The 23,829-nt window shown below is 49.4% G+C and carries 19 protein-coding genes; 2 read left to right on the forward strand and 17 right to left on the reverse strand.

Translation table 11 applies throughout. The features are described from left to right. Position 1: 1 nt before the first annotated feature. The 16 genes from B0G52_RS03180 to B0G52_RS03250 all read right to left on the reverse strand — a co-directional run bounded on the left by B0G52_RS03180 (position 2) and on the right by B0G52_RS03250 (position 16,360). Complete coding sequence (locus B0G52_RS03180; protein WP_094042078.1) at positions 2-1,357, reverse strand: sugar phosphate nucleotidyltransferase; 1,356 nt, start codon at positions 1,355-1,357, stop codon at positions 2-4. Between the two features lie 73 nt (positions 1,358-1,430). Further along, positions 1,431-2,930 carry a glycosyl hydrolase family 28-related protein gene (locus B0G52_RS03185; RefSeq protein ID WP_094042079.1) on the reverse strand — a complete coding sequence of 500 codons (1,500 nt, stop codon included), beginning with the start codon at positions 2,928-2,930 and terminating at the stop codon, positions 1,431-1,433. 113 nt (positions 2,931-3,043) lie between these two features. Further along, a complete protein-coding gene (locus B0G52_RS03190; RefSeq protein WP_094042080.1) occupies positions 3,044-5,035 on the reverse strand; it encodes a WecB/TagA/CpsF family glycosyltransferase in 1,992 nt (663 codons plus the stop codon). Between the two features lie 15 nt (positions 5,036-5,050). Then, the gene (locus B0G52_RS03195) at positions 5,051-6,169 is read right to left on the reverse strand and encodes a glycosyltransferase family 4 protein (RefSeq protein ID WP_158223559.1); all 1,119 of its coding nucleotides are present in this window, start codon (positions 6,167-6,169) and stop codon (positions 5,051-5,053) included. Positions 6,170-6,188: 19 nt separating this feature from the next. After that, a complete protein-coding gene (locus B0G52_RS03200; protein WP_094042082.1) occupies positions 6,189-6,875 on the reverse strand; it encodes a sugar transferase in 687 nt (228 codons plus the stop codon). Positions 6,876-6,887: 12 nt separating this feature from the next. After that, positions 6,888-7,778, reverse strand: coding sequence for a UTP--glucose-1-phosphate uridylyltransferase GalU (gene galU / locus B0G52_RS03205; RefSeq protein WP_094042083.1), 891 nt, complete (start codon positions 7,776-7,778; stop codon positions 6,888-6,890). A gap of 249 nt (positions 7,779-8,027) precedes the next feature. Further along, positions 8,028-8,693, reverse strand: coding sequence for a CpsD/CapB family tyrosine-protein kinase (locus B0G52_RS03210; RefSeq protein ID WP_094042084.1), 666 nt, complete (start codon positions 8,691-8,693; stop codon positions 8,028-8,030). Continuing rightward, positions 8,674-9,429: a YveK family protein gene (locus tag B0G52_RS03215; RefSeq protein ID WP_094042085.1), complete on the reverse strand. Its 756-nt coding sequence runs from the start codon at positions 9,427-9,429 to the stop codon at positions 8,674-8,676. Before B0G52_RS03215 ends, B0G52_RS03210 begins: the two co-directional genes overlap by 20 nt. Before the next feature lie 308 nt (positions 9,430-9,737). Continuing rightward, positions 9,738-11,222, reverse strand: a complete 1,485-nt coding sequence (locus B0G52_RS03220) for a glycosyl hydrolase family 28-related protein (protein ID WP_094042086.1) — start codon at positions 11,220-11,222, stop codon at positions 9,738-9,740. Positions 11,223-11,236: 14 nt separating this feature from the next. Then, positions 11,237-11,491 carry a hypothetical protein gene (locus tag B0G52_RS03225; protein ID WP_094042087.1) on the reverse strand — a complete coding sequence of 85 codons (255 nt, stop codon included), beginning with the start codon at positions 11,489-11,491 and terminating at the stop codon, positions 11,237-11,239. Between the two features lie 242 nt (positions 11,492-11,733). Beyond that, positions 11,734-12,501 (reverse strand): tyrosine-protein phosphatase, encoded by a 768-nt coding sequence (locus B0G52_RS03230; protein WP_094042088.1) that lies wholly within the window; start codon positions 12,499-12,501, stop codon positions 11,734-11,736. A gap of 146 nt (positions 12,502-12,647) precedes the next feature. After that, entirely contained in the window at positions 12,648-13,433 is a 786-nt protein-coding gene (locus B0G52_RS03235) for an ABC transporter permease (protein ID WP_094042089.1), read from the reverse strand. Next, positions 13,426-14,352 carry an ABC transporter ATP-binding protein gene (locus B0G52_RS03240; protein WP_094042090.1) on the reverse strand — a complete coding sequence of 309 codons (927 nt, stop codon included), beginning with the start codon at positions 14,350-14,352 and terminating at the stop codon, positions 13,426-13,428. The genes B0G52_RS03235 and B0G52_RS03240 overlap by 8 nt, the downstream gene beginning before the upstream one ends. A gap of 269 nt (positions 14,353-14,621) precedes the next feature. Next, on the reverse strand, positions 14,622-14,774 hold the full coding sequence (locus B0G52_RS35515) for a hypothetical protein (RefSeq protein ID WP_158223560.1): 153 nt from the start codon (positions 14,772-14,774) through the stop codon (positions 14,622-14,624). Positions 14,775-14,793: 19 nt separating this feature from the next. After that, complete coding sequence (locus tag B0G52_RS03245; RefSeq protein WP_094042091.1) at positions 14,794-15,879, reverse strand: LCP family glycopolymer transferase; 1,086 nt, start codon at positions 15,877-15,879, stop codon at positions 14,794-14,796. A gap of 22 nt (positions 15,880-15,901) precedes the next feature. Beyond that, positions 15,902-16,360 carry a hypothetical protein gene (locus B0G52_RS03250; RefSeq protein WP_094042092.1) on the reverse strand — a complete coding sequence of 153 codons (459 nt, stop codon included), beginning with the start codon at positions 16,358-16,360 and terminating at the stop codon, positions 15,902-15,904. 242 nt (positions 16,361-16,602) lie between these two features. Between B0G52_RS03250 and B0G52_RS03255 the strand changes: the two genes are divergently transcribed. Continuing rightward, a complete protein-coding gene (locus tag B0G52_RS03255; RefSeq protein ID WP_094042093.1) occupies positions 16,603-16,974 on the forward strand; it encodes a helix-turn-helix domain-containing protein in 372 nt (123 codons plus the stop codon). A 466-nt stretch (positions 16,975-17,440) separates the two neighbouring features. Here the strand turns inward: B0G52_RS03255 and gltB are convergent, their stop codons facing one another. Next, positions 17,441-22,045 carry a glutamate synthase large subunit gene (gene gltB / locus B0G52_RS03260; RefSeq protein WP_094042094.1) on the reverse strand — a complete coding sequence of 1,535 codons (4,605 nt, stop codon included), beginning with the start codon at positions 22,043-22,045 and terminating at the stop codon, positions 17,441-17,443. Between the two features lie 289 nt (positions 22,046-22,334). Here gltB and B0G52_RS03265 point away from each other — a divergent pair, with 289 nt between their 5' ends. Continuing rightward, positions 22,335-23,606 carry an SGNH/GDSL hydrolase family protein gene (locus B0G52_RS03265; RefSeq protein WP_094042095.1) on the forward strand — a complete coding sequence of 424 codons (1,272 nt, stop codon included), beginning with the start codon at positions 22,335-22,337 and terminating at the stop codon, positions 23,604-23,606. Positions 23,607-23,829 lie beyond the last annotated feature (223 nt).

The raw sequence follows: 23,829 nt of genomic DNA on the forward strand, positions 1-23,829 counted from the left end.
CTCATACCACCGCGCTCCCCCAGAGAAATGTAAAGCTTTCGACATCGTCCATTTCCAGAGGGCTTCCATCTTGAATTTCCACAAGATAAAGATCGCTAAAAGCCTTTATTCCATGCTTGGTTTTGGGGGGAATCTGGCATGTAAATCCTTTCTGCACATAAAAAGTTTTGCCATCCAGGTAGATCTCCCCCGTTCCGCTAATCACGCTCCAAACTTCAAGACGCTTGAAGTGAACTTCCACCCCTGTTTGCTCTCCAGCCCCGATCATCAACCTTCTTGTCAGAATTTCGTATTCTTCTCCGTTTTTCGCGTAATCAAGCACTTTGCTCGTCCCCCAAGTATGCTCTTCAAACATGGGACGTTGATCTACTGCAAGCATTTCTTTGAGCCTGGGACTGCAAGCCTTGTCCGCAACGAGAACTCCGTCAGGACTCACGACTACAATCGAATTGGATACGCCGAGAACGGTGACCGGAATATGGAGCTCATTAATCAAGTGCGTATTCGTTGAGTCACTGCTGATTGTTCCAAGGCCGATTTGCGAATCTGACATTTCTTCTGTTAGCGTGTTCCATGTACCTAGATCCTTCCATTCTCCTTGGTATGGCAACATAGCAATACGATTTTCCTTCTCAACGACTTCGTAATCAAAGCTTGTTTTTTTCAAAACAGAGTACTGTTTAATCAAACGATCATAGAGAGTCGGGATTCCTTCCTTTTTCATTTTTCCAATCAGATAATTTAATTTGAAGGCGAATATTCCGCAGTTCCAATAAGCGTTTTTCTTACTTATTAAAGACAGAGCATCAGCTTCGGAAGGCTTCTCTTGAAATTTCCTAACGTTCAGAAAATATTCGCTTTCCGAATTTCTCTCAGCTACGATATAACCATATTTGGTTGATGGATATGTAGGTTGCACCCCCATCAATGCCAAATCAGACGAACTATCAGCTAAGACGTCGTCTAACGCTTTAATCGATTCGAAGAACTCATCTTCCACATAAGCATCTACGGGCATTACAATGATCGTCTCATCTAGATCGACTCTCTGAACCGAATAGAGATAAGATGCTGCTAAAGAGATCGCCGGAAACGTATCTCTTCTTTCCGGTTCCACGATTGTCGGAACTTTCGTACCAAGCTGGTTCACAATCATATTGGACTGGTTAGCGCTTGTGGCGAATATGCATTTTTCCGCAAGATGCGACGTCAGCAATTGTCGCCACACTCTCTGTACCATAGATTCAGGCTGATTATCTGGGCCTTTAAGTATTTTCAAAAACTGTTTGGACCTGACATCGTTTGACAACGGCCATAACCTCTTGCCAGATCCTCCGGAAAGTAGAATGAGCCTCATCCATTCACCGCTCCTTTTAGCTTTACAAAAAAAGAGAATTCCACGATGTGGAATTCTCCAAAAAGTTAACCTGCTATTTCAACGCTTTCCATTGATACGTGCCATTCGCTGTCTGCACACACACGTACACACTGTCCTCAGTTCCAGCTTTCCCCTTCAGGAAGCGTTGCTGTGACAAATATTTTTGAGAAGGTACGGGCAAAGAAGTTGAACAATTCGCGATGGAGGTAACTCCGGAACCCGCGACTACGTTGTCGCTGACTAAAACTTCGTCCTGGTACGAGTACAACAGATTTCCGTTGATGAGCGTATTAGAAATCACCTGATTACCGGACGCATACACGTCGATCGGAGGACCGAATGTAATAATGCCGACATTGATGTTGGCATCTTTTAGAATATTGGAAGTAATTGTATTATTAAACACCATGCCATACGATCCATCCAGCACTCCGTAAAGAGACGACACCCTTATCCCATCGGGCTTGCATGTATCAATGTGATTCCCTGAGACAACCGTTTCCATAGCTACTCCGTACAAGTCGATTCCTGTTTGAGCATTGGAGATCGTATTATTCGATATGATGGTTCCGACCACCCCGACCTGCAGCACAATTCGATCACCCACTGCAATATCCTTCGCGTTCCCCCCAACCAGTTGGAGATAAGATTTTCCGTCAGGTCCCATAGAATCGATTTTGAGCGCTTGACCCTTTGCCTTTCCGGATAAGAACACGACGTACAAATTCTTATACCCGTTAGAAGGATTATCCAATCTAAAGCTGGGGACGATACGAATTTGCGAGTTGCCGACCGTAACGGAAGATACTGTTCCCTTGACTACGCTCCCGCTGGAACCAGAGTTATTCCCGTGGATATCCAGACTGATTGCTTCTTCGGATATATTGCTGATACGATTGTTGCTAATCACGTTGTTATCCAAGCCGATTCCTTGAGTAGACTTGCGATTAAGCAAGAAGCATATCCCCGTAACTCCCGAACTTATACGATTACCCGTAATCAGGTTGTTGGAACCACTAGCAATTTCGATATTTCTGTTTATTGAATTCTGTATCGTGTTATCGGCGATAATCGAGTTTGAATACGATCCATATACCGCATAACAGCAGTTATCGAACGAATTGCTGCTGATTTCGATGTTAGAAGGCATCATTTCAGCTCCGGCGTCGCTAATAATCGCTTGAGCCGGACTGTTCTTGAACATATTACCGCGAATAAACATCTTCCCTGAGTTTTTGTGAGTTGAAGGAAGATAGAGATAGTATTTATCCAATATCAGGTTGGAAATCTCCAAACCGGATTGAATCGTTAAATACCTTGATGCTGCATTTGTCGTTAACGTAGCATTGTTGCCTGTCCAAACTAGAGCAGGATGATTAATCGTCAAATAGCTTTCTATCCTGTAGCGACCTTCCGGAAAATAAATGATTTTACCGCCGGAATTTGATGCCATTGCTGCTTGAATCGTTCTCTGAACCGCCGCCGAATCGTCCGTGGTACCATTGCCGGTAGCCCCATAGGCCTTCACATCGAATATTCCCGTTATGCTCATGTTGTCGCCCCTCCTTATACCGTTCCCTTTTCCTCCTTTGGTTTGTACTATATTATTCTGTCTCGCTAGCAATGATTAGGCTCTTCCAAAAAAGGGCCAATTCATAGGGGATGTCATCTGGGTTCGGATTCCATACGCGGATTTTTCGTTTTAGCGTAATTCAGGTTAAACGATTTTAGGTACTTATAAATAAATGCCGAGTTATTATAAAAGTATCTCTTCCAAAGACGTCTCGGTTCCATCAACAGTCGGAACAACCATTCGAATCCCCACTTTTGCACGAATGCCGGAGGTCTGGTTATGTTGCCTGCCACATAGTCAAAGGCCGCTCCTACCCCCAACATAATCCCCTTAACCTGATTCCGATTTCTGTACATCCAAACTTCTTGTTTAGGACATCCAAGCGCTACGAAAACGAGATCGGGCCTGGTATCGTTGATTTGCTGAAGATATATGGACTCTTCCTCTTCCGTTAACGTTCTGAAAGGGGGAGAAGCCGCGCCGACAATATGAATTCCTGGATACTCGAATTCAAGTTTTTTAGTTATTGTTTCCAATGTTTGCGGCGTACAGCCGTAGAGATAAACCCGATACCCTTTAATGGCAGAAAGCCTGCAAAGCTCCATCATGAGAGAGGTGCCGTCCACCCGGTCCTGATCGGCGAACCCTAAAGCCTTTAATGCCCAAACTAACGGCATCCCGTCGGGCGTACAGATTCCCGCCCCATGAAGCGCTTGTTTGAAATCCTCGCGTTGGGTCGCAGTGACGAGAGAATGAGTGGTACACACGCACACGTACTTTTTCTCTTCATCCGCTATCCATTTTTCTATCAGACTAACCGTTTCTTGAAACTTGAGTGCAGTGACTCTGGATTCCAGCACATAACCCGATTTTAGCAAGGAACTGGTTTCGGAAATTTCGTCGGGATGTTTCAAGACCTGCTCGTATAACTGCATGAGATTTACCGAATTCATGTCTTTAGTATATTTAGAGAAAAACGTTTGCTTCACATTATTCGTCAACTCGCGATATACCGCTTCGTCTTCGGTTCTCCTAATCACTCTCATTAGATCTTGCGCATCATTCACATTGTAATGAAATCCTGTTACTCCCTCTTTAACGATTTCCTGCAGCGAACCGATCTGATTGCAAATGACCGGTGTGCCGACTGAGTAGGCTTCTATAATGGCCATTGGAAAACCTTCGTAACAAACGGAAGGGGTAATTAAAAAACGTGCTTCTGCCATGTGCCTCATAACACTGGAGGAGTCCCGCTTCCCTAGGAAAGCAATATTGGCCTTCCCCTTCGCGATTTGCTTCAATTCCTGCTCGTCAGGACCGTCTCCAACAATCACAAGCTTTTTATCCTCTTCCAATAACATCCATGTCTGAACTAGCTGCTTAATCCCCTTCTCGGCGGATAGCCGGCCAACGTACAAAAAAAACTCCGCCTTGTTGTCCGGAGTAGAAGTATTCCGATGAGACGATCTGAAATTCGGTTTAACCCAAATGCGTTCTTCGGGAAACCCACTCTTTACGAACTTTTGCTTCGCGAATTCGGTCAGCACGATATATCGATCAACCTTTCTATTCCAGGTTCCAATCCAGCGATTAAATGCCAACATGACAGCAACAACTGCGCTCTGCAGTCTTGAGCTTCTATAACATCCCAGGCGAACCGCATGGATCAGACTCTGGTCTATACATCTTTCGCAAACTTCGCTTTTCCTAAAAAGTGCTCCCCCCGGGCATAATAACCGATAATTATGCAAAGTTTGAATGACGGGAATGCCCTCTTTCTTAGCCGCATAGTAAGCAGACGGAGAGATTAAAGGAAACGTATTATGAAAGTGGACGATATCCGGTTTGTTGCTCCTTATAAAAGCCCTCATGTCCCTATAGGAGCTCCATGACCAAATTGTACCGAACGTCGCCCCTAACTTAGCCATTCGAGTCATTGTGCTTATACTATCATTGTGCCGCTGATATACAACGACTTCATGTCCCATTTCATTGAGGAGGTCTCTTTCCTGTTCGACGACTTTATCCTCTCCGCCGGACTGTTGATAGTAATTGTGAACCAAAGCGATTCTAAGTGCGCTCATTCCCCACTTCTCCCGTCATATCGCGGATATGCAAGCTGCGACTTCATGATCGATAGTGACCTGGGATGCATCTCTCGCAATTTTGATTTGCAAATCTCTTAGCTTAGCCGAATCAAGAATCAAATCTTCTAATGCATCAGCTAATCGAGCTATCAGCGTATCCTCGGCAATTTGATCTTCGACTACAATGCCTCCCGCTTTTTCAACCATTTCCGACGCTCCAACCGCTCTAGTTACAATTGGAACCAGACCGCTCAGCATGGCTTCATGAACAACGACGCCCCAAGGTTCCTTGTAGCTGGTAAGCATAAAGATGTCAGACTGTCGGTATACGTCCCTCAGTTTTTTTCCGATAACCCTTCCCAAAAACATAATATTATTTTCAATACCGACTTCCTTGGCGAGCTGTTGGAGCTTGTCAACTTCCTCCCCATCCCCGGCAATCGATAGTTTCCATCTTAAGTGACTTGCCCTGACATGGAGCAACGCCACTGCTTTAATAATCCTATCGACGCGCTTCAACTCGACCAATCGACAAACCGTTAAAATGTGGATTTCCTTTCCGGGGTTTCTTGTATTCTCGTCTCCATAATAGCTTGCTTCTGGCGTCAAATATGAAACTATCGTCTTCCCTTTGATACTCTTAGAAATGGCTTGAATATGATCGCTGGATCGTTGGCTGCAGCAGATGCATAACTGTGAGTTTTGAAGAACGATTTTGCGAAACAACAAGCGTAGCCATTTGAATGACATCTTGCTAAAGAAATCCCGGTTTTCGTCGGTCATGGATACAAGCTTAATCTTTTTTGAGACCGTAGCCATGTAGAACAACGTTTGAAAGATCCATAACGGTGAAAAATCAGTCAGTACGACAATATCGGGAGATTGCTCTCTAAGGCGCCGAATGAGATTAAAGCTGATGGGAGTTTTCCCTGTCTCGTTATTTAACGTTCTCCCCCCCAAAATCTCATAACTCACTTTTTCGTTTAGCTGAGTTGCCCAACTTTCTCCATAGGACAACGAATCAAACCATATTCGGCCATCGAATCTCTCATTGTTGCAAAAGGATTCATAAAGCCTATAACGATAGGGTACAGGAATGTTCGTTATCCATATGGCGGTAGGTTTTTCCATCTTATTATCCGCCCCTTCACTAGAAAGCATCTTTAGATCCGAAGAAGAGGCGGACAGTCTTTAATAGGATAATGACATCCGACATGAAGCTTCTTTCGGAGATATATTTGAGATCCATTTCTACCATATCCTTAAACCCTACGTTATTTCTGCCGCTAACTTGCCATAACCCCGTACATCCCGGAGTAACCACTAAGCGTTGAAGATCGTAAGCTGTATACTGTTGCACTTCCCGAGGCAACGGCGGGCGCGGTCCCACCATGCTCATATCGCCTTTAAAAACATTCCATAACTGGGGCAATTCATCTATGCTTAGCTTACGTATCCATCTGCCTACTTTAGTGATTCGAGGATCGTTCTTTATTTTAAACATCGCTCCTTGCACTTCATTCTTATGAATCAGCGGTTGAAGCATTTCTTCCGCCCTTATCAACATAGACCGAAATTTATACATTCTAAATAGTTTACCGTCCTTGCCAACTCTGACCTGGGAAAAGAAAACCGGAGCTCTCGGATCTTCAAGTTTTATTAGAATCGCTATCAAAATGAAGAGCGGAGTAAGCGCAATCAGACCAGCAGTAGCACAGAATAAATCCAAGCCTCTCTTGCTGGCAGGAGATGTAAAGTGATCACGATTCCGCTGAACAGCTTGTCCGATTACGTATTTTTGGGAATCTATTACAACCTCGCGTTCACGAATGCTCATCCTATCTTGCTCCTATCTTACAAGAGTACTATTGCGCTGCATGATTCCTTCAAGTGCTTGCATTAAAGGCGTCTTCAGTTCTCCGTTCATCAGGGCAAAATCAAGCGTGGTAAGAATAAAGCCCAACTTCTCTCCCACGTCATAACGCGTTCCTTCAAAATGATATCCGAATACTTGTTCCACTTGGGCTAGCTTTTGAATAGCATCCGTTAATTGAATCTCTCCTCCAGCCCCCTGTTCTGCACATTCCAGGAAATCAAAGATGGCAGGAGTTAGAATGTAGCGCCCCATGATCGCTAAATTGGAAGGCGATTCTTCTTGTTCCGGCTTTTCAACGAATCCTAAAGTCTCATATAACCTTCCATTATTCATACCTGGAACGATTATGCCGTAACGACTAACCTCTTCGCGCGCAACAGGTTGAATGCCAATAACAGATTTTTGGTGCAATTCGAATTGACGTATTAATTGCAATAGACATGGCAACTGAGACTTGACAATATCGTCTCCTAACAAGACAGCAAAAGGCTCGTTGCCAATAAATTTGCGGGCACACCATACCGCATGTCCTAATCCCTTCGGTTCTTTTTGACGAATATAATGGATGTCGACTATGTTGGTTGAACGTTGAACTTCTTCAAGCAGCTTAAGTTTCTGCTTCTCAAGCAGTACCTTCTCCAATTCGAAAGCATTATCGAAATGATCCTCGATCGCGCGTTTGTTTTTCCCTGTGACAATGATAATATCTTCGATTCCGGACTCTACCGCCTCTTCCACGATGTATTGGATAGTTGGTTTATCTACAATTGGAAGCATTTCTTTAGGCATTGCCTTCGTTGCCGGCAGAAAACGTGTTCCCAGTCCGGCAGCCGGTATAATCGCCTTCTTTACTTTTTTCTTCATTTATTTCCCTCCTAATAGCTTTATGCGTTAAATAATCAAGCTATATTTTCGTGAAGCTACAGAGCCCTTTCCCTTCGAAATCATCCAAAAAAACATAGCTTGGTTATTTAAAAATGGGGCATTCAACCCCCCCTCACTTCATACCCTTGACGATTAACGTCTAAGGTGGCCCTGCCACCCACAGTATGAACGAGTGCCTACATTGATAAAGGTAGTGTAGACATTACCTTAGAACATCTATTGAATCATTTAGTAATAATAGGAGACCTTATGGTTCTTTTTGTTATTAATTACGGCGCCAATAATGTTAGCTTCGGCATTGCGGAGACTCGCAATTCCCTTTTGCGCAGCTTCCTTTTTAACCTTCCCGTAATGAATGACGTAAAGCACGCCATCGCACTTGGCAGATACGATCAGTGAATCCGAGACGGGCATTAGCGGCGAAGAATCTATTAGAATGATGTCAAACAAGGATTTTAGATCATCTAGCAGACTTGACAATGCTCCTGAATTTAGCAGTTCATATGGATTTGAAACAACCGGACCCGAGGAAATCAGTGATAAGTTTGGAATGAACGTGTCGATGATCGATTCTTCGAGCTTGCACTGCTTTGTAAGCAAGTAAGATAACCCAAACCGTGATGACGTGGAAAACATTTTGTGAAGACTGGGGCGTCGCAGATCCGCATCGATAAGAAGAACTTTTTTGTTAGATTCCGCATAAGCAATAGCAAGGTTGCTAATCGTTGTTGATTTGCCTTCTCCAGGAATGGTTGAGGTAACAAGGAGTGTCTTGATTTCCTTATTGAGAGAAGCAAATTGGATGTTAGTTTGCAGAGTTCGATAGGCTTCGCCTGCTATGGACTTGGAAGTCGATTGCACGATCAGCCTTGACTTATTGATGAGCGCTGACATGAATGCTCTCTCCTATGACAGATTTATTTTTGGCGCCTGCGTTTTTTGCAACCTTCGTCGTCTTTATTCTTCCTAGTATGGTAAGAGTAGGTATGCCCAAGTACATTTCGACATCCCTTTCAGACTTCAACGTATTGTCGAGGTATTCCAGTAAAAATACAAAACCAACCGAGAAGAATAAGGAAAGAACGAAAGCAATCATCGTCGTAATGAAGATACTGTAAGAAACAGGAGTTCGATGATCCGACGCCTTAGCTTGGCTAAGAATCGTGATATTATCTACATTCATAATCTTGGGAATTTCTTCTTTGAAGACTTCCGCTACGGCATTGACGGCTATGACGGCTTGATCAAGATTGGTGCTTCTGATGGAAATATTCATCACTTGAGATCCGCTAGAAGAAGCTACTTTGATATTCGAGATCAATTGGTTAAGGTCCATTTGAATTTCGGGATACTGGGTAATCACTTTTTCCAATATTGCGGGAGAGGTAATAATTTCTTTGTAGGTCTCAACTAGCATGATGTTTGTACTGATTTCATTGCTATCCAACCTTCCGACGTTCATCTCAGTCTTTGAACTGATGACGATTAACTTCGAATTCGTCTCATAGACAGGATCGGAGAAATACCTCCCATAACCGGCAGTTAATCCGCATACTATTACAACAATCGTTGCAATAATCCACCATCTCTTGATCATGACTCTAAAGTAATCCTTCACTCCTAGTTCCATTCTGTAACCTCCAACGCATTAGAATCAGAAAAAGTTACAATTCGTATCCTTATATCCTCAATTTATGATACATTGAGTATCATGTCAAGCATATTTTTGTTTCTCTCGACTGTGGAAATCTCTCAATTGTCTCCTCATATGGGGAGGAGAACCGTTGGAATAGCCTGAAGCTAAAGGGAGATATTGGGTACTTGCGGGGGAAAGGTTTCGAACAAAGGGCTAGAGAAGAGGTAATACAACAAAGAAACGCTGGAAAGAGGAATATAGCTCAGCTCCTCTTTCCAGCGCTTTTAATCCACTAAATCAAGTTATGGAGTGATTTTTTTCCAATCACTCGCTCCAGATCCAACATTCACAGATAAATATCCGTTCTTGTTGCTTGTATCTACGTAGATTTGACCAACAAATTGTGCGTTTGCTGTCGGAGCCCCTGTCCCCAAGCGTACCGTGGAAATTCGTTCGAACAAATTTGATCCTTTTCCGACCACAGGAACGTTTTGAATATTGAATATCCCTCCGTTCTCCACATATGCCGCGTCCGTCCTATTGTCTACGTATAAGGTCCCGCCAAGAAACACGGCATCGCCCGGATCTGCCCCTTCACCGCTTCGACAACTAATTAAGTACTTTTCGCTAGACTTCCCATAACGAGTTCCAATATCCACTCGCTCTGAAGCGCCTTTTAAGTAATGGTATTTATTCTCATCGCTTTCATCAACCTGCAAGATGAACCTTTGTCCGTCCCATCCTCCATTTCTTACGAGCTTTAACTGATTCAAAACTCTGGTGCTTTGCGGAAGGAAATACCCCGTACGACCGTCTTGTTCCGAATATCCGTAATTTGCCAGAAACCCATTACCCGCCCCGGCAGGAATAGTCATAATTTCGTTGGATGAGACCCCGCTTGCAGGCATTACCATATTAAAGTTGGAGGAACAGTTAATTGATTCTGCAGTTTCTACCTTTACTACCGAAGAATCGGATCCAAGAAATCGAAACAATGCGGATTCTCTCGCGGGATCCCCCATATGAGCGCTCGAGGCTGTTCCAATGTGTATGGACATACATTTATCTATATCCATTCCGATCAACGTATGTTCGAAATGAATCTCAGTAATAGATAATCGGACAAGACGGTTTGCATGAATGGATTTCCCGTATTTCGTTCGGTCAGTGGGGTCTGCGGCTTTCATACCATTAGTTGTGCGCTCGATGTAGATATCGTGCATTCCCATAATCCCATCGCGCCACGAACCTGATGTACCGGGATTGAATTCTACTGCATAGCCCGTAGTATCTGTTCCCGACACCCATATATGGGATAACTCAACATCACAACCTCCACCACCAAAGGATAGCGCAGGTCCGTAATTATCGAAAAATGCACAGCTTCGAATCCATGAACCTACCCAAGCTCCCCAAAACATAACCATTGGATTTTCTGTCGTTTGATTAAACTTGTTCCCGAAAAAAACAAGGTTCTCGAGAGCCATATAATGCGTAGCAGAACCACCAACGGCAGCAGGCGTCTTAATCATGGAACAATTTGAGTTATCGGCAAGGACAATTTTCGAAGAACTTCCTGCAATATCATCAAACGTTCCTACGCCTCTGAGGGTGATCCCTCTTTTAATCACTAAGGGAGCAGAGATTTTGTATACCCCCAACGGGAAAAAAATGACGCCTCCGTTTGTACTATCAATAGCATTCTGTATTGCTAATGTGTCATCTGATGTGCCGTCGCCTTTTGCCCCATAATATTTTACATTCACCTCTGAAACATTAATTGCCATTAGTTGTTGCCTCCTTAAGTTATTTGTATCCAATCATAGGTTTCATTGCTTAACTTCATGCAGATATAGAGTTTATCCGGGGTTTCGAAGGCGACGCCAATGATAAGAAAAAATTTCCCCCGGTACGTTGCCGCGGCGGTTGGCAGCGATTCTCCAATGGTAAGCGGAGGAATAACATAAATATGTTTGTTTGATGAAGCATCCCATTGAATCATTCTTCCATTTGATTTGTTCACCGGATTAACATCGTCCAAGTCTGTTAATAACATATTCGCTACCTTCTTTCTTGTATTTGATGAATACGAGAAACAGCTAAGCTTCCTTTACACCCCTTTTTTTACAAATTAAACAAAAATAATCCTTCAAATGGTATACGTATTTTAACCATTTTAGTTGCAAGTATTCCAATTTTTCAAGTAAGTGTAATTAAGAAAACAAACGAAATAGCTCAGGAAAGCTATCTCTGAGCTTTGTTGATTTATGAGCCTTACATGGTTGTTTGATACTAAGTTTACCACCAAAAATCGATTATTCGTTTCTTTGCCCGCGGCATGGACACAGTCAACATACTTCCAATGCTTTCATCTTTCATTAAGTTTTCTGCATTTTCATAAAGTTTATTAAGATTACTTTTTTCAATCATTGTCTCCAGTATTCCATAAGCTTCTCGGAGTTTAAATGCACGCTTGTTTATATCATGTGCATCAGATGCCAGAAGATGAGCCCATCCACTGGTCGCCATTTGAAAAGCAACTTGTTGAATTTCTTTGCCGTAATCACCAAGCAATGATGGAGCCGTCAACTGAAAATAGGCTCCTTCATTGCGCCATTCTCTTAATCTGCTCGGATGCCGCAAGAAAGGAAGGTGCTTTTCCGGATGAGCAATGATCGGAGCGTATCCTGCATGCCGAACGGAGCGAAGGGCATAGCGCCAATTGGCAGGCGTTTGTTTAGAAGGAAGCTCCAACAGAACGTACTTGCTGACGCCCAACGGACGAATGGTCCCCGTTTCCAAGCTATTGCGCCCTGCCAGATGATACTCCTGCCCCGGCCAGACGGTAAGCGCGATACCGTTAGCGGTTAGCCTGTCGTTTAACTGAACGACAAGCATATCAATTTTGCCGGGCCAATTGATATAGTTGGCCTTGCCATGATGGGGAGTCGCTATCACGTCGGTAATGCCTTGTCGAACTGCCTCCTTGGCCATCTCCACCGCTTGGTCCCAATTTTCGGGCCCATCATCGCACATCGGCAGAATGTGACAGTGTGTGTCGATCATTGGTCACCCTCCACTAACAATCTATGTATCATTCATTTATAATTTAGATACATTTCGTATCATTGTCAAGCTACCTTGATTCGCCCATGCCAAAAAGCCATCCTCAAAGGATGGCTCTGAATAGCTTTCTGTTCGATCGGAGCGGCTTACGCCGCCACGTCACGCTTCTTGAACACCGTCCAGGAGACGGCGTTGAAGAAGACGAAATAAACCGCCAGAATCGCGAGCGAGAAGCCCAGCGTAGTCGGGTGATTCGGAATAGGTCCCGATCCCCCGTCGATGTAATTGGTCAAGTCGAGATGCATGAACAGAACGTACTTCACCCAGCCTTTGTTCGCGAGCGCGAACAAGCCGGTGATGAGATTGCCGGCGAACAGGAAGGAGATCGACAAGCCGATCGCCAGTCCCCCGCTGCGGAAAGCCGAGGACATCGTGAAGCCGAACGTCACGATCATGATGAGCGTAATGAATTGGAACAGGTAGAACCGGATGATATACTCCCAATTGGACAGCCCGGACGTGGACAGAGTCGTATCGCCCAATCCGAAGATCAGCCAGTTGGACAGGAACGTCACGACGAACGCCGCCGCCGTGAAGAACAAGGCGAACAGCAGCGTGGCCAAATATTTGGACAGCAGAATCGTCGATCGGCTCCAGGGGCGGATCAGCAGAAGCTTGATCGTGCCCCACGTAAACTCGCCTGCGACACTGTCGGCAGCCACCACGACGGCGAATATGGTAATGAGCGAGTAGAGAATGTACGACTCCGTCATCATGATGCTCCATCCGGAAATGCCGTCTCCCCCGGCCAGATAGATCGCCAAGGACACGAGCGGCGGAAGGAGCAGGATAAAGCCGAACATGATCCACGTGCGGATTCGACGGTAAATTTTCATATTCTCGTTCAGAATCAGGTTGATAAAGTTAGCCAATGGTTTCACTTCCCGTCACTTCGAGGAATTGGTCTTCCAACGACTTCGTCTTCACGCGGATTCCGTAGACGTTGATTCCCGCCTCCACCAATCTGCGATTCACGACCGCGATGCCCTTGCGGTCGGACGACAGCGTCAAGATGCCGCCCTCGATCCGTCCGTCTCCTTGACCTTCCAGAATGCCGAGCGCCGCGTCGGGATGGTCGACGTCGAATTGCACTTCCTCCAGCGCGACATTTTCTCCTTCGGCTGCTTGTCCTCTGATCGAACGAATATCGATGATCTGGCCTTTCTGGAGAATCGCGACCCGGTCGCACATCAGTTCCATCTCGGACAGAAGATGCGAGGAGACGAGCACGGCCGTCCCTTCGTCTTGAGCCAATTTGCGCAAATAGTCCCTCAGCTCGCGAATGCCCGCCGGATCGAGCCCGTTCGTCGGCTCGTCCAATACGAGGAGCTTGGGCCTGTGCATGATCGCCTGTGCGACGCCGAGCCGCTGGCGCATGCCGAGAGAATACTTCTTCACCTTGTCGTGAATGCGTCCTTGAAGCCCTACCAGTTCGATGACCTCTTGAATTCTCTCCTCGGTAACGGAAGGAATCATGCGAGCATAGTGAAGCAAATTCTGATAACCGGTCAAAAACTTGTACATTTCAGGGTTTTCCACGATCGCGCCGACATGGACGATCGCTCGGGGATACTCGGTCTTGATGCTGTGGTCCGCGATGTGAATATCTCCCGCGGTTAATCCCATTAACCCGACGATCATCCGGATCGTCGTCGTTTTGCCCGAACCGTTGGGACCGAGGAAACCGAACACTTCGCCCGGACGAACTTCGAAAGACACTCGGTCGATGATCGTCCGTTTGCCGATGACCTTGGTCACGTTCTGCAGCCGGACGACAGGGGCCTGTGACATGCGCTAACCTCCGACATGGTAAATTTGTTCCAGATTTATTATACCAACATTCCCCTTCAAATCCGAAGCTTTAGGTAAATTTAATTCATGTCGCGCTAGGGCGTGTATGCATACTCCGAGGAAAGCAGATGTTGCCGAATTTTCGTTCCATGCAAGGAACTTTTGTGAAGGCGTACCGGGGGTACGTCAAGCAAAAGTGACGCAGCAGGGGATGATAGATGCCCCTGAGCGGGTTTGCATACACGCCCTCGCCCCCGATTATGCCGTTGTTACACCGTACGAGCCATCACCTTGCAATGAATGCAGCAGCCCAGCGGATATTGCGCGCGGTAATAACCGGTACGGAACAACAGGCCGGCTTGCTCCATCGTCTTCAACTGCTCGCATTTCACACAATAGAATAATACGGCTTGATCTTTCATTTGCAGCCCTCCATCGTCGTTATCGAATCGCTTCCAAACACTTCAGCATCTCGGATTGAATTCTTCGGCGTTCCTCCGGCGTGATCGTGTAGTAATAAATCCCGTTCATCATCTTTCCTGTTCCCTGCAAGTACATCGTGTCGACGCTCGCTATCGCGGACCGGTATTTGACGATCAGGTCAACCATCTCTCCGGAAGTGAGATTCGTTCGTACATATTCGGACAAATGCGACAGCAGCTTCGGAAGCTTCGTTACCGTTCCTCCATCGGCTACCCGATCAATCGCGCCGGACAAGATTTGCCTTTGCCGCTGCGTTCTGCCGAAATCTCCCTGGGGATCTTCCTTGCGCATTCGGCTGTAGGCCAACGCTTCTTCCCCGCTTAGATGCTGACTGCCTGCCGGAAAAGAATAGCCTTCGTAATCGAAAGCCCGCTCGTTGTTGACGTCGACTCCTCCAAGCGTATCGACGATGCTGATCAGACCTTCCATATTCGTCTTCATATAGAAAGCGATCGGCACTCCGAAAGCTCTCTCCACCGCTTCCACGGACAAAGCCGTGCCGCCGAAGGCGTAGGCGTGGTTGATTTTGTCGTACTTGCCCGAGTTCGGCATAAGCACCCTTGTGTCCCTCGGGATCGATAGGGCGACCGCTTTGCCGCTGCGCGGCTGTACGGTAAGCAGAATCATCGTATCGCTTCGGCCCCGGTCCCATGGACGCTCGTCCACCCCCAGCAGCAGCATGGTGAACGGCTCCTTATCCGCCGTTTTCGGATTTCTCAACCGGGCTATGTCCTCTTCGGCGATCTTCACCGGCTCCGAGGAATCGCGGTCCACGACCTTCACCGGAATGACCGGAAGCGCTTCCGGGTTCTCCGTCTCGGACTCTTCTTGCTCTGCCGGGCTTGGCTCGGCGATCGCCGGACTTTCCGTCTCCTCTTCCGCCTCGAACACCGGATCCACCCACTCGGTGGACGGAAGCGGCTCATACATAGCGCTCATCGTCCGTTGTGCGGATACCCAGACGTATCCGCCGGCCCCGATTCCGATGAGCAATAAAACCGCAACTGCATACAAAACCATCTTAACGATCGTTGCCCGCTTCACCTTCCCGATCCCCTCTCCAGCTCTAAGAAGTCACGTCGAGACGCTTGAACTCTCCGTCGTCCCGGCGGTCGATTACTTTTTTGTACAGCGCATGAATGTGCGGACTGGCGGACAGCATCAACCGAACGTATTCGTCGAACCGATATTGGAAGGCTTGCCGTTCCAATCCCGCCATCTTCCACTGCCCGCCGTAGAAGAACAACCCGTCCTCTTCTCCGCAGTGCAGCAGGACGATTCTCGGTTTCGCGGCATAATGGCCGAGCTGCACTTCGACCATCCATTCCACGTCGTCCCGAACGGGCAGTCTCAGGTTCGTGGCGAAGCTGCAGCCCCCTAACCCGATATCGCGAAGCAATACGCGCTGCGCGCGGCTTCTCAGCTCCCTGTCCCGCACCTGCCACAACGTTAATTCCACATATACGGGCGTTAGCGGCCTGAATCGGATATGCGCGCGTCTATTCACAGCAATCTGTTCGTTCATCGCTTTACCTATCTCCCGATTGATACGAATTGTAACCAAACGATGGCTATACTTTACGATACAATTCGTATCAAGTCAAGGGCAATTTTAATAAAAAACCGCTAGTTTGCTGCATTTATTTGCAATTTGACTTGGTAAATAATAAAATAGAATAGTGCTTAATGCGACATTTTGTCTCATTTGATGCAAATGGACAGGTTCCATATTATGATGAAATCAAAGAACATCCTGGGAGGGATCTGATGAATATTGGCAGTCGTCTCGCCTTTCTAAGAGATCAACGCGGTTTAACTCAAGAAGAACTTGCTGCTTCCCTGGGCATCTCGCGCGCGGCGCTGTCCCACTACGAGAAAAGCCGCAGAGAACCCGATACCGAGACGCTAGGCAAAATCGCGGATCTGTTCCAGGTCTCCATCGACTATCTGGTGGGAAGGACGCCTCACCCCCAGACGACTCTGGATCCCGAGGTACGTCAATTCGCCGACGAGCTTGAACTGTCGGACGAACAGCTGTTGGATCATTTCGCTCTAACGATCGACGGACGCAAGCTGACCGCCGATGAAGCGCGACGCTTCATCGCTTTCGTGCGAGCGGAACGCAATATGAACGGATAATAATATTTAAAATACAAAAAAACGCTTTCCCCGTCCTATGGACGCCGAAGGCGTTTTTGCTTGGTGCAGCTTCTATGTAGGTAAGTTAGAACTACGACTGGCGATTCGCGGTCACGAATTCTTCCGGCCACTTCTCCTTATGTATGCCCAATTGCTCCAGAATCTTGCGGATGTCAACTTCCAATGGCTGCTTGCTAACGCTTCGTTCCATCGGTAATCCTTTCTCCATCTCCGCTCCCATACCCTCTCTTCGATCCCGGATTGCAAAACTAATCCTAGTATAGGATATAGGACTTGCGGAGGGTGTCGACCAATGTAAGCATTCCTAACTTTTTTAATTAGAGGTTTTGTCGAATAGGGAATTCCGCCCGCGAAAATCGGAATATAGGTCATCGGCGCCACGAAAAAGCCGGCGAGAGCGTGAACGCTCCCGCCGGCGAATGCCGTGCGATGACACTGAAATCAATTAGTTGCCCCCGACGCGGGACAGGTCGCGCATGTTGGCTTCGAAAGCCGCCAGCATCGCCTGCTCTCCGCTGAGCCCCTGGGCTTTTACTTTGGCGATCTGTTCCATCATTCGTTTGTAGTCCTTCGGAATGACCTTGACGATCTTGCCGACGAATCCGTCCCAATCTTCGAGCACGCGGCGGCCAAGATCGCTGCCCGTGAATTGGACGTGCTTGGCGATCATCGAACGGACTTCCCCGATCTCGTCCTTGTCCTCGAGATTTTCCAGACTGATCATCTCGAAGTTGCAGCGCTTCGTGAATTCGCCGTCCCAATCGATGACGTAGGCGATGCCGCCGGACATTCCCGCAGCGAAGTTGCGTCCCGTCTTCCCGAGCACGACGACGCGTCCTCCGGTCATATATTCGCAGCCATGATCGCCCACGCCTTCCACGACGACGTTGACGCCGCTGTTGCGCACGGCGAACCGCTCGCCCGCGACTCCGCGAATGTACGCTTCCCCGCTCGTCGCTCCGTAGAACGCGGTATTGCCGATAATAACGTTGTCCTCCGCCTTGAACGCAGCCTTAGAGGACGGATAGATGGCGATTTTCCCGCCGGACAGTCCCTTGCCGACGTAGTCGTTGGAATCGCCCTCAAGCGTCAGCGTCATTCCTTGCGGGATGAACGCCCCGAAGCTCTGACCCGCCGTTCCGACGAAATGGAACTTGATCGTGTCCTCCGGCAATCCGTTCTTCCCGTATCGGCTCGTCACTTCCGATCCGACGATCGTGCCGACGACTCGGTTCGTATTCTTGATCGGGAACGTTCCGGATACCCGCTCTCCGCTCTCGAGCGCCGGCGCAGCGGCGGCCAGGAGCGATTGAAGATCGAGCGATTCTTCCAGCAGATGATTCTGCGCTTTGGCATTGAAGCGGAACGAGCCTTCCGGCAATTCCGGCATGTACAGGAGCGGCGTCAAGTCGATGCCCTGCGTCTTGAAATGCTTGATCGCCAGCTTCGTATCCAGACGGTCGACCCGTCCGACCATCTCTTCGACGGTACGGAAGCCGAGTTCGGCCATAATTTCGCGGAATTCCTGCGCCAGGAACTTCATGAAGTTGACTACGTAATCCGCGTCGCCCATAAACTTCTTGCGCAGCTCCGGATTTTGCGTCGCGACGCCGACCGGGCAAGTGTCGAGCTGACAGACGCGCATCATGACGCAGCCGAGCACGACGAGCGGAGCGGTCGAGAAGCCGTACTCCTCCGCGCCGAGCAGCGCTGCGATCGCGATATCGCGTCCGGTCATCATTTTGCCGTCGGTCTCGACGACGACGCGGTCGCGCAGATTGTTCAGAATCAGCGTCTGATGCGTCTCTGCCAGGCCAAGCTCCCACGGCAGACCCGCATGGCGGATCGATCCGATCGGGGAAGCTCCCGTTCCTCCGTCGTAGCCGGAGACGAGGATAACGTCCGCGCGCCCCTTGGCCACGCCGGCGGCAATCGTGCCCACGCCGACCTCGGAGACGAGCTTCACGTTAATGCGCGCCCGAGGGTTGGCGTTCTTCAGATCGTGGATCAGCTCCGCCAAGTCCTCGATCGAATAGATGTCGTGGTGCGGCGGAGGGGAGATCAGTCCTACGCCGGGAGTCGTGCCCCGAACTTCCGCGACCCAAGGATAGACTTTGCGGCCCATCAATTGTCCGCCTTCGCCCGGCTTGGCTCCTTGCGCCATCTTGATCTGAATCTCTTCCGCGTTGGACAGATAGTAGCTCGTAACGCCGAAGCGTCCGGAGGCGACCTGCTTGATCGCACTGCGGCGGGAATCGCCGTTCGCGTCAGGCACGTAGCGGGCTGGATCTTCGCCGCCCTCCCCGGAATTCGACTTGCCGCCGATCCGGTTCATCGCGATGGCCAGCGCCTCGTGCGCTTCCTTGCTGATTGAACCGAACGACATCGCTCCGGTCTTGAAGCGCTTGAAGATCGACTCGACCGGCTCGACCTCTTCGATCGGCACCGGAGGCTGATCTAAGTTGAATTGCAGCAGCGAACGCAGTGTGCGAACCTGCTCGTACTCGCCCTGAACGAGCGCGGAATATTTTTTGTACGTATCGTAATTGCCCGTACGGGTCGCCATCTGCAGCGTATGGATCGTCTGCGGATTGAACAGATGATCCTCTCCGCCCTTGCGCCACTGGTAATCTCCGCCCGAATCGAGCTCGCGCTCGGCGCCTTCCTGCGTCGAGAACGCGCGGTTGTGCGCGGCCAGCGCTTCCTTCGTAATGACGTCCAGACCGATGCCCTGAATGCGGGAAGCCGTGCCGGTGAAGTACTGATCGATCACTTCCGTGTTCAGGCCGACCGCTTCGAAGATTTGCGCTCCGCGGTAGGACTGGATCGTGGAGATGCCCATTTTGGACAACACTTTTACGACGCCCTTGGTCGCCGCTTTAATAAAGTTTTTGACCGCTTTCTCGTGCGAGATGTTGCGGATCATGCCTTGGCGGATTAAGTCGTCGAGCGTCTCGAACGCCAGATAAGGATTCACCGCGCTGACGCCGTAGCCGACCAACAGCGCGAAGTGATGAACCTCGCGCGGCTCTCCGGACTCGAGCAGAATGCTCACCTTCGTCCGCGTGCCTTGGCGAATCAAATGGTGGTGCAGCGCCGATACGGCCAGCAACGACGGAATCGGCGCATTATCAGCGTCGACGCCTTTGTCGGACAAAATCAGAATGTTGTGCCCTCTCGAGATGACGCGATCGGCAGCGTCGCACAGCAGCTTAAGCGCGTCGCGCAGTCCCTGTTCGCCGTCCTGCGGCGAGAAGAAGATCGGCAGCGTAATCGACTTGAAGCCTGGACGATGCACATGCCGCAGCTTCGCGAACTCTTCGTTCGAGAGAAACGGCGTATACAGCCGGATATGACGGCAGCTTTCCGGTTCCGGATTAAGCAAGTTGCGCTCAGGGCCTACCGTCGTATAAGTGGAAGTTACGATTTCCTCGCGGATCGCATCGATCGGCGGATTCGTCACTTGCGCGAACAGCTGCTTGAAGTAGTTGAACAGCCTTTGCGGCTTCTCGGACAGCACGGCCAGCGGGGAGTCGTAGCCCATGGAGGCAAGCGGCTCCACTCCGGTCAGCGCCATCGGCTCCATCACTTTGCGGACGTCCTCGAACGAGTAACCGAACGCCTGCTGGCGCAGCTGAACCGTCTCATGATCCGGCTCGGGCAGTTCGGGCGCTTCCGGCAAATCCTCAAGGTCGACCAAATGGTCGTTCAACCATTCCCGATAAGGATGCTGCGTGACGATCGAACGCTTCACTTCCTCGTCGGAGATGATGCGTCCTTCCTTCGTATCGACCAGCAAAATCCGTCCCGGACGCAGCCGGTCCTTCAGCACGATATCCTCTTGCGGAATCTCGATAACGCCGGCTTCCGAAGCCAGCACCATCAGGTCGTCTTTCGTCACGTAATAACGCGCCGGACGCAAGCCGTTGCGGTCCAGGATGGCCCCGATCTGCACGCCGTCCGTGAAGCCTACGGCTGCAGGTCCGTCCCATGGCTCCATCAAGCAAGCGTGATATTCGTAGAAAGCTCTCTTCTCTTCGTCCATATGCTCGTCGTTCTGCCACGGCTCCGGCACCATCATCATCGCGGCGTGAGCCATCGAGCGTCCGGCCAAGTACATGAATTCGAACGTATTGTCGAACATCGCCGTGTCCGAGCCGTCCGGTGCGATGATCGGCTTGATCTTCTCCAGGTCGTCCCCGAACAGTTCGGTCTGGAACAGCGTCTGCCGCGCATGCATCCAGTTAATGTTGCCGCGCAGCGTGTTGATCTCGCCATTGTGGATCAAATAATTGAACGGATGGGCGCGTTCCCAGCTCGGGAACGTGTTCGTGCTGAAGCGCGAGTGCACGAGCGCCATCGCCGTCTCCAGACGCGGATCGTGCAGTTCCGGATAGAACAGGCCGACCTGCTCCGTCGTAAGCATTCCTTTATATACGATCTTCTTGCTCGAGAAGCTCGGGAAGTAAAACATGTCGGAACCCGGGATGTCCGCATAGCGAATCGCCAGCTCCGCGCGCTTGCGGATGACGTACAGCTTGCGCTCGAACGCCAGATCGTCTGTCAACGCGGCCGAGCGTGCGATGAACGCTTGACGAACGAACGGCTTAACTTTCCTGGAGGATTCGCCGAGCGGTTCGTCGTTCGTAGGCACAGTGCGCCAGCCGATCAACGTCTGGCCTTCCTCTTCCACGATCCTCGCGAAGATTTCCTCGTGATTGCGGCGAACTCCCTCGTCTTCCGGAAGGAACGTCATCGCTACCGCATATTGGCCTTCTTCCGGCAAGGAAAGACCGAGCTTCGCCGTCTCCGCCTTGAAAAATCCGTGCGGGATCTGCAGCAGAATGCCGGCTCCGTCTCCGGTGCTGGGCTCGCTGCCTTGGCCGCCGCGGTGTTCCATATTGAATAGCAGCGTCAGCGCCTGCTCCACGATCTCATGCGACTTCTTGCCTTTGATATGGGCGACAAATCCCATTCCGCATGCGTCCTTCTCGAACTGCGGATCGTACATTCCCTGTTTGACGGGAAGACCTTTACGCATCTCTACCATGTATATCAACCTTTCTGTGGACAGTGTAGGAAAATATGCAAAACGGCTTCAAATCCCGTCCCGTTTCACCTAATATAGGTAAAGGAAGGAGCAGCGGGCGTTAGCGGGGTTTGAAAGTCGTGGGTCGTCTCGGCGGAATTTCGATCGGGCGGCGGCATCGTCATGAATTGATAAATTATTTTACCACCCCCGCGAAACGAATGGCAATTTAATATTTTTATGAAGTCGATAAGCGTTGTTATGCCTTCGGGCAGCTTCGCGGAAGACTCCAAAGGAGGAAAATTCGACCATGTCGCTCTCATTGCGTCGCGCATTCATGATGACGATCTCGGCTGTCGTTCTGCTGACAACCGCCCTCTCGTCGGCCTCTGCGGCCGCTCCGGCAAGTTATCGAATCGTCGTATTGGGCGATTCCGTCAGCGCCGGGTACGAACCGATCGAAGAAATCAAAAACGGGACGACGGCGCCCTATGGCTATGCAGATCGCCTGCTCGAACAGTCCTTGTTCCGGACAAGCTCGGCGCTGACCAACTACGCCATTCTGGGGCTGACGACTCCCGGACTTACGAATCTGCTTCAAGGCGCCGCGGACGGCCAACCGCTCCAGGCGTCCGACTTGCAGGACTTCTCGTCCTTCGACCCCAGAGTCGTTGTCATGGCTGATGGCGTCGCCAAAAGGACACGGGAGCTGGCGGCCGATCTTGCCCAAGCCGACCTCGTCGTACTGACGATCGGCGGCAACGACTTCAGCTCGCTGATCAAAATGGCGGCTGACAGCTCTACCGAGTCTGCACGTCAAATTATACAGGACAGCTTCGAGAATAGAATGAATGATTATACAAAAGATTTGGATAAAATGGTGACTCGCTTGCACGAATTGGCGCCGAACGCCCGCATCGTCCTCGCCGATCAATATTTGCCGCTGTTCAAGGGACACGAGCTTTATCCGCTGCTTCTGGACAAGGTCAAAGTCCTCTCCCAAGCTTTGGACTTATTCGCCGAAGAGATGAACAAGCGCGGCATTCCGCTGAAGATCGCTCACGTCTCCGGAAAGTTCGCCGGCAACGAAAGCGCCTATACGTACTTCAACTTATGGGACAAATGGGACATCCACCCCAAGCAGCCCGGATACGAAGCGATCGCCCAGGCGTTCGCGGACAAGATCTGGACCGACGGCTACCGCAAGCCTGCTCCGAGAGCGGAAGGCGTCGAGCTGTCCGTCGTCATCAACGGCAAGGAGCCGCCGAGCAAGCCCGTCTTGATCAAAGGAACGACTTTCCTCGCGCTCAGGGACGTCTCGAACGCGGTCGGCGCCGACTTGAAATGGAATCAAGCGGCGAAGAGCGCCACCTTCAAGAAGAACGGCAAGGAAGTCGTCGTCACGATCGGCTCGAATACGGTCTACGTCGACGGGGTCGCCCGCCAGATCCCAACGCCGGCCTACTTCGAGCAAGACGGCAAAAACTTCAAGACCTACGTTCCGCTCGCCGTCGTCAGCGACAGCCTGGACTATCAAGTCGTATTCCGCAAGTCGATTATGACCGTCTTTATTAATTCCTGATTCTTCAACGTTTAGCATGCCCATCATTCCGAACGTTCGTCGCAAAAAAAAGGCTGTCCTATAAGTAAACTGAACCGTACGAATGATTATCGATGGATGAATGTAAATGGCATCTATCTCCTTCCGCTGCTATACGATTCTGAAATGGGAACGGTTAACCCGTTACAAGGTGATTTCAGAACCGTATGAGGCAGGCTCCAGGAGATAGATGCCTTCTTTTTTT

Origin of the sequence: Cohnella sp. SGD-V74 (genome assembly GCF_003001675.1) — a bacterium.
Lineage (GTDB): Bacteria > Bacillota > Bacilli > Paenibacillales > Paenibacillaceae > Cohnella.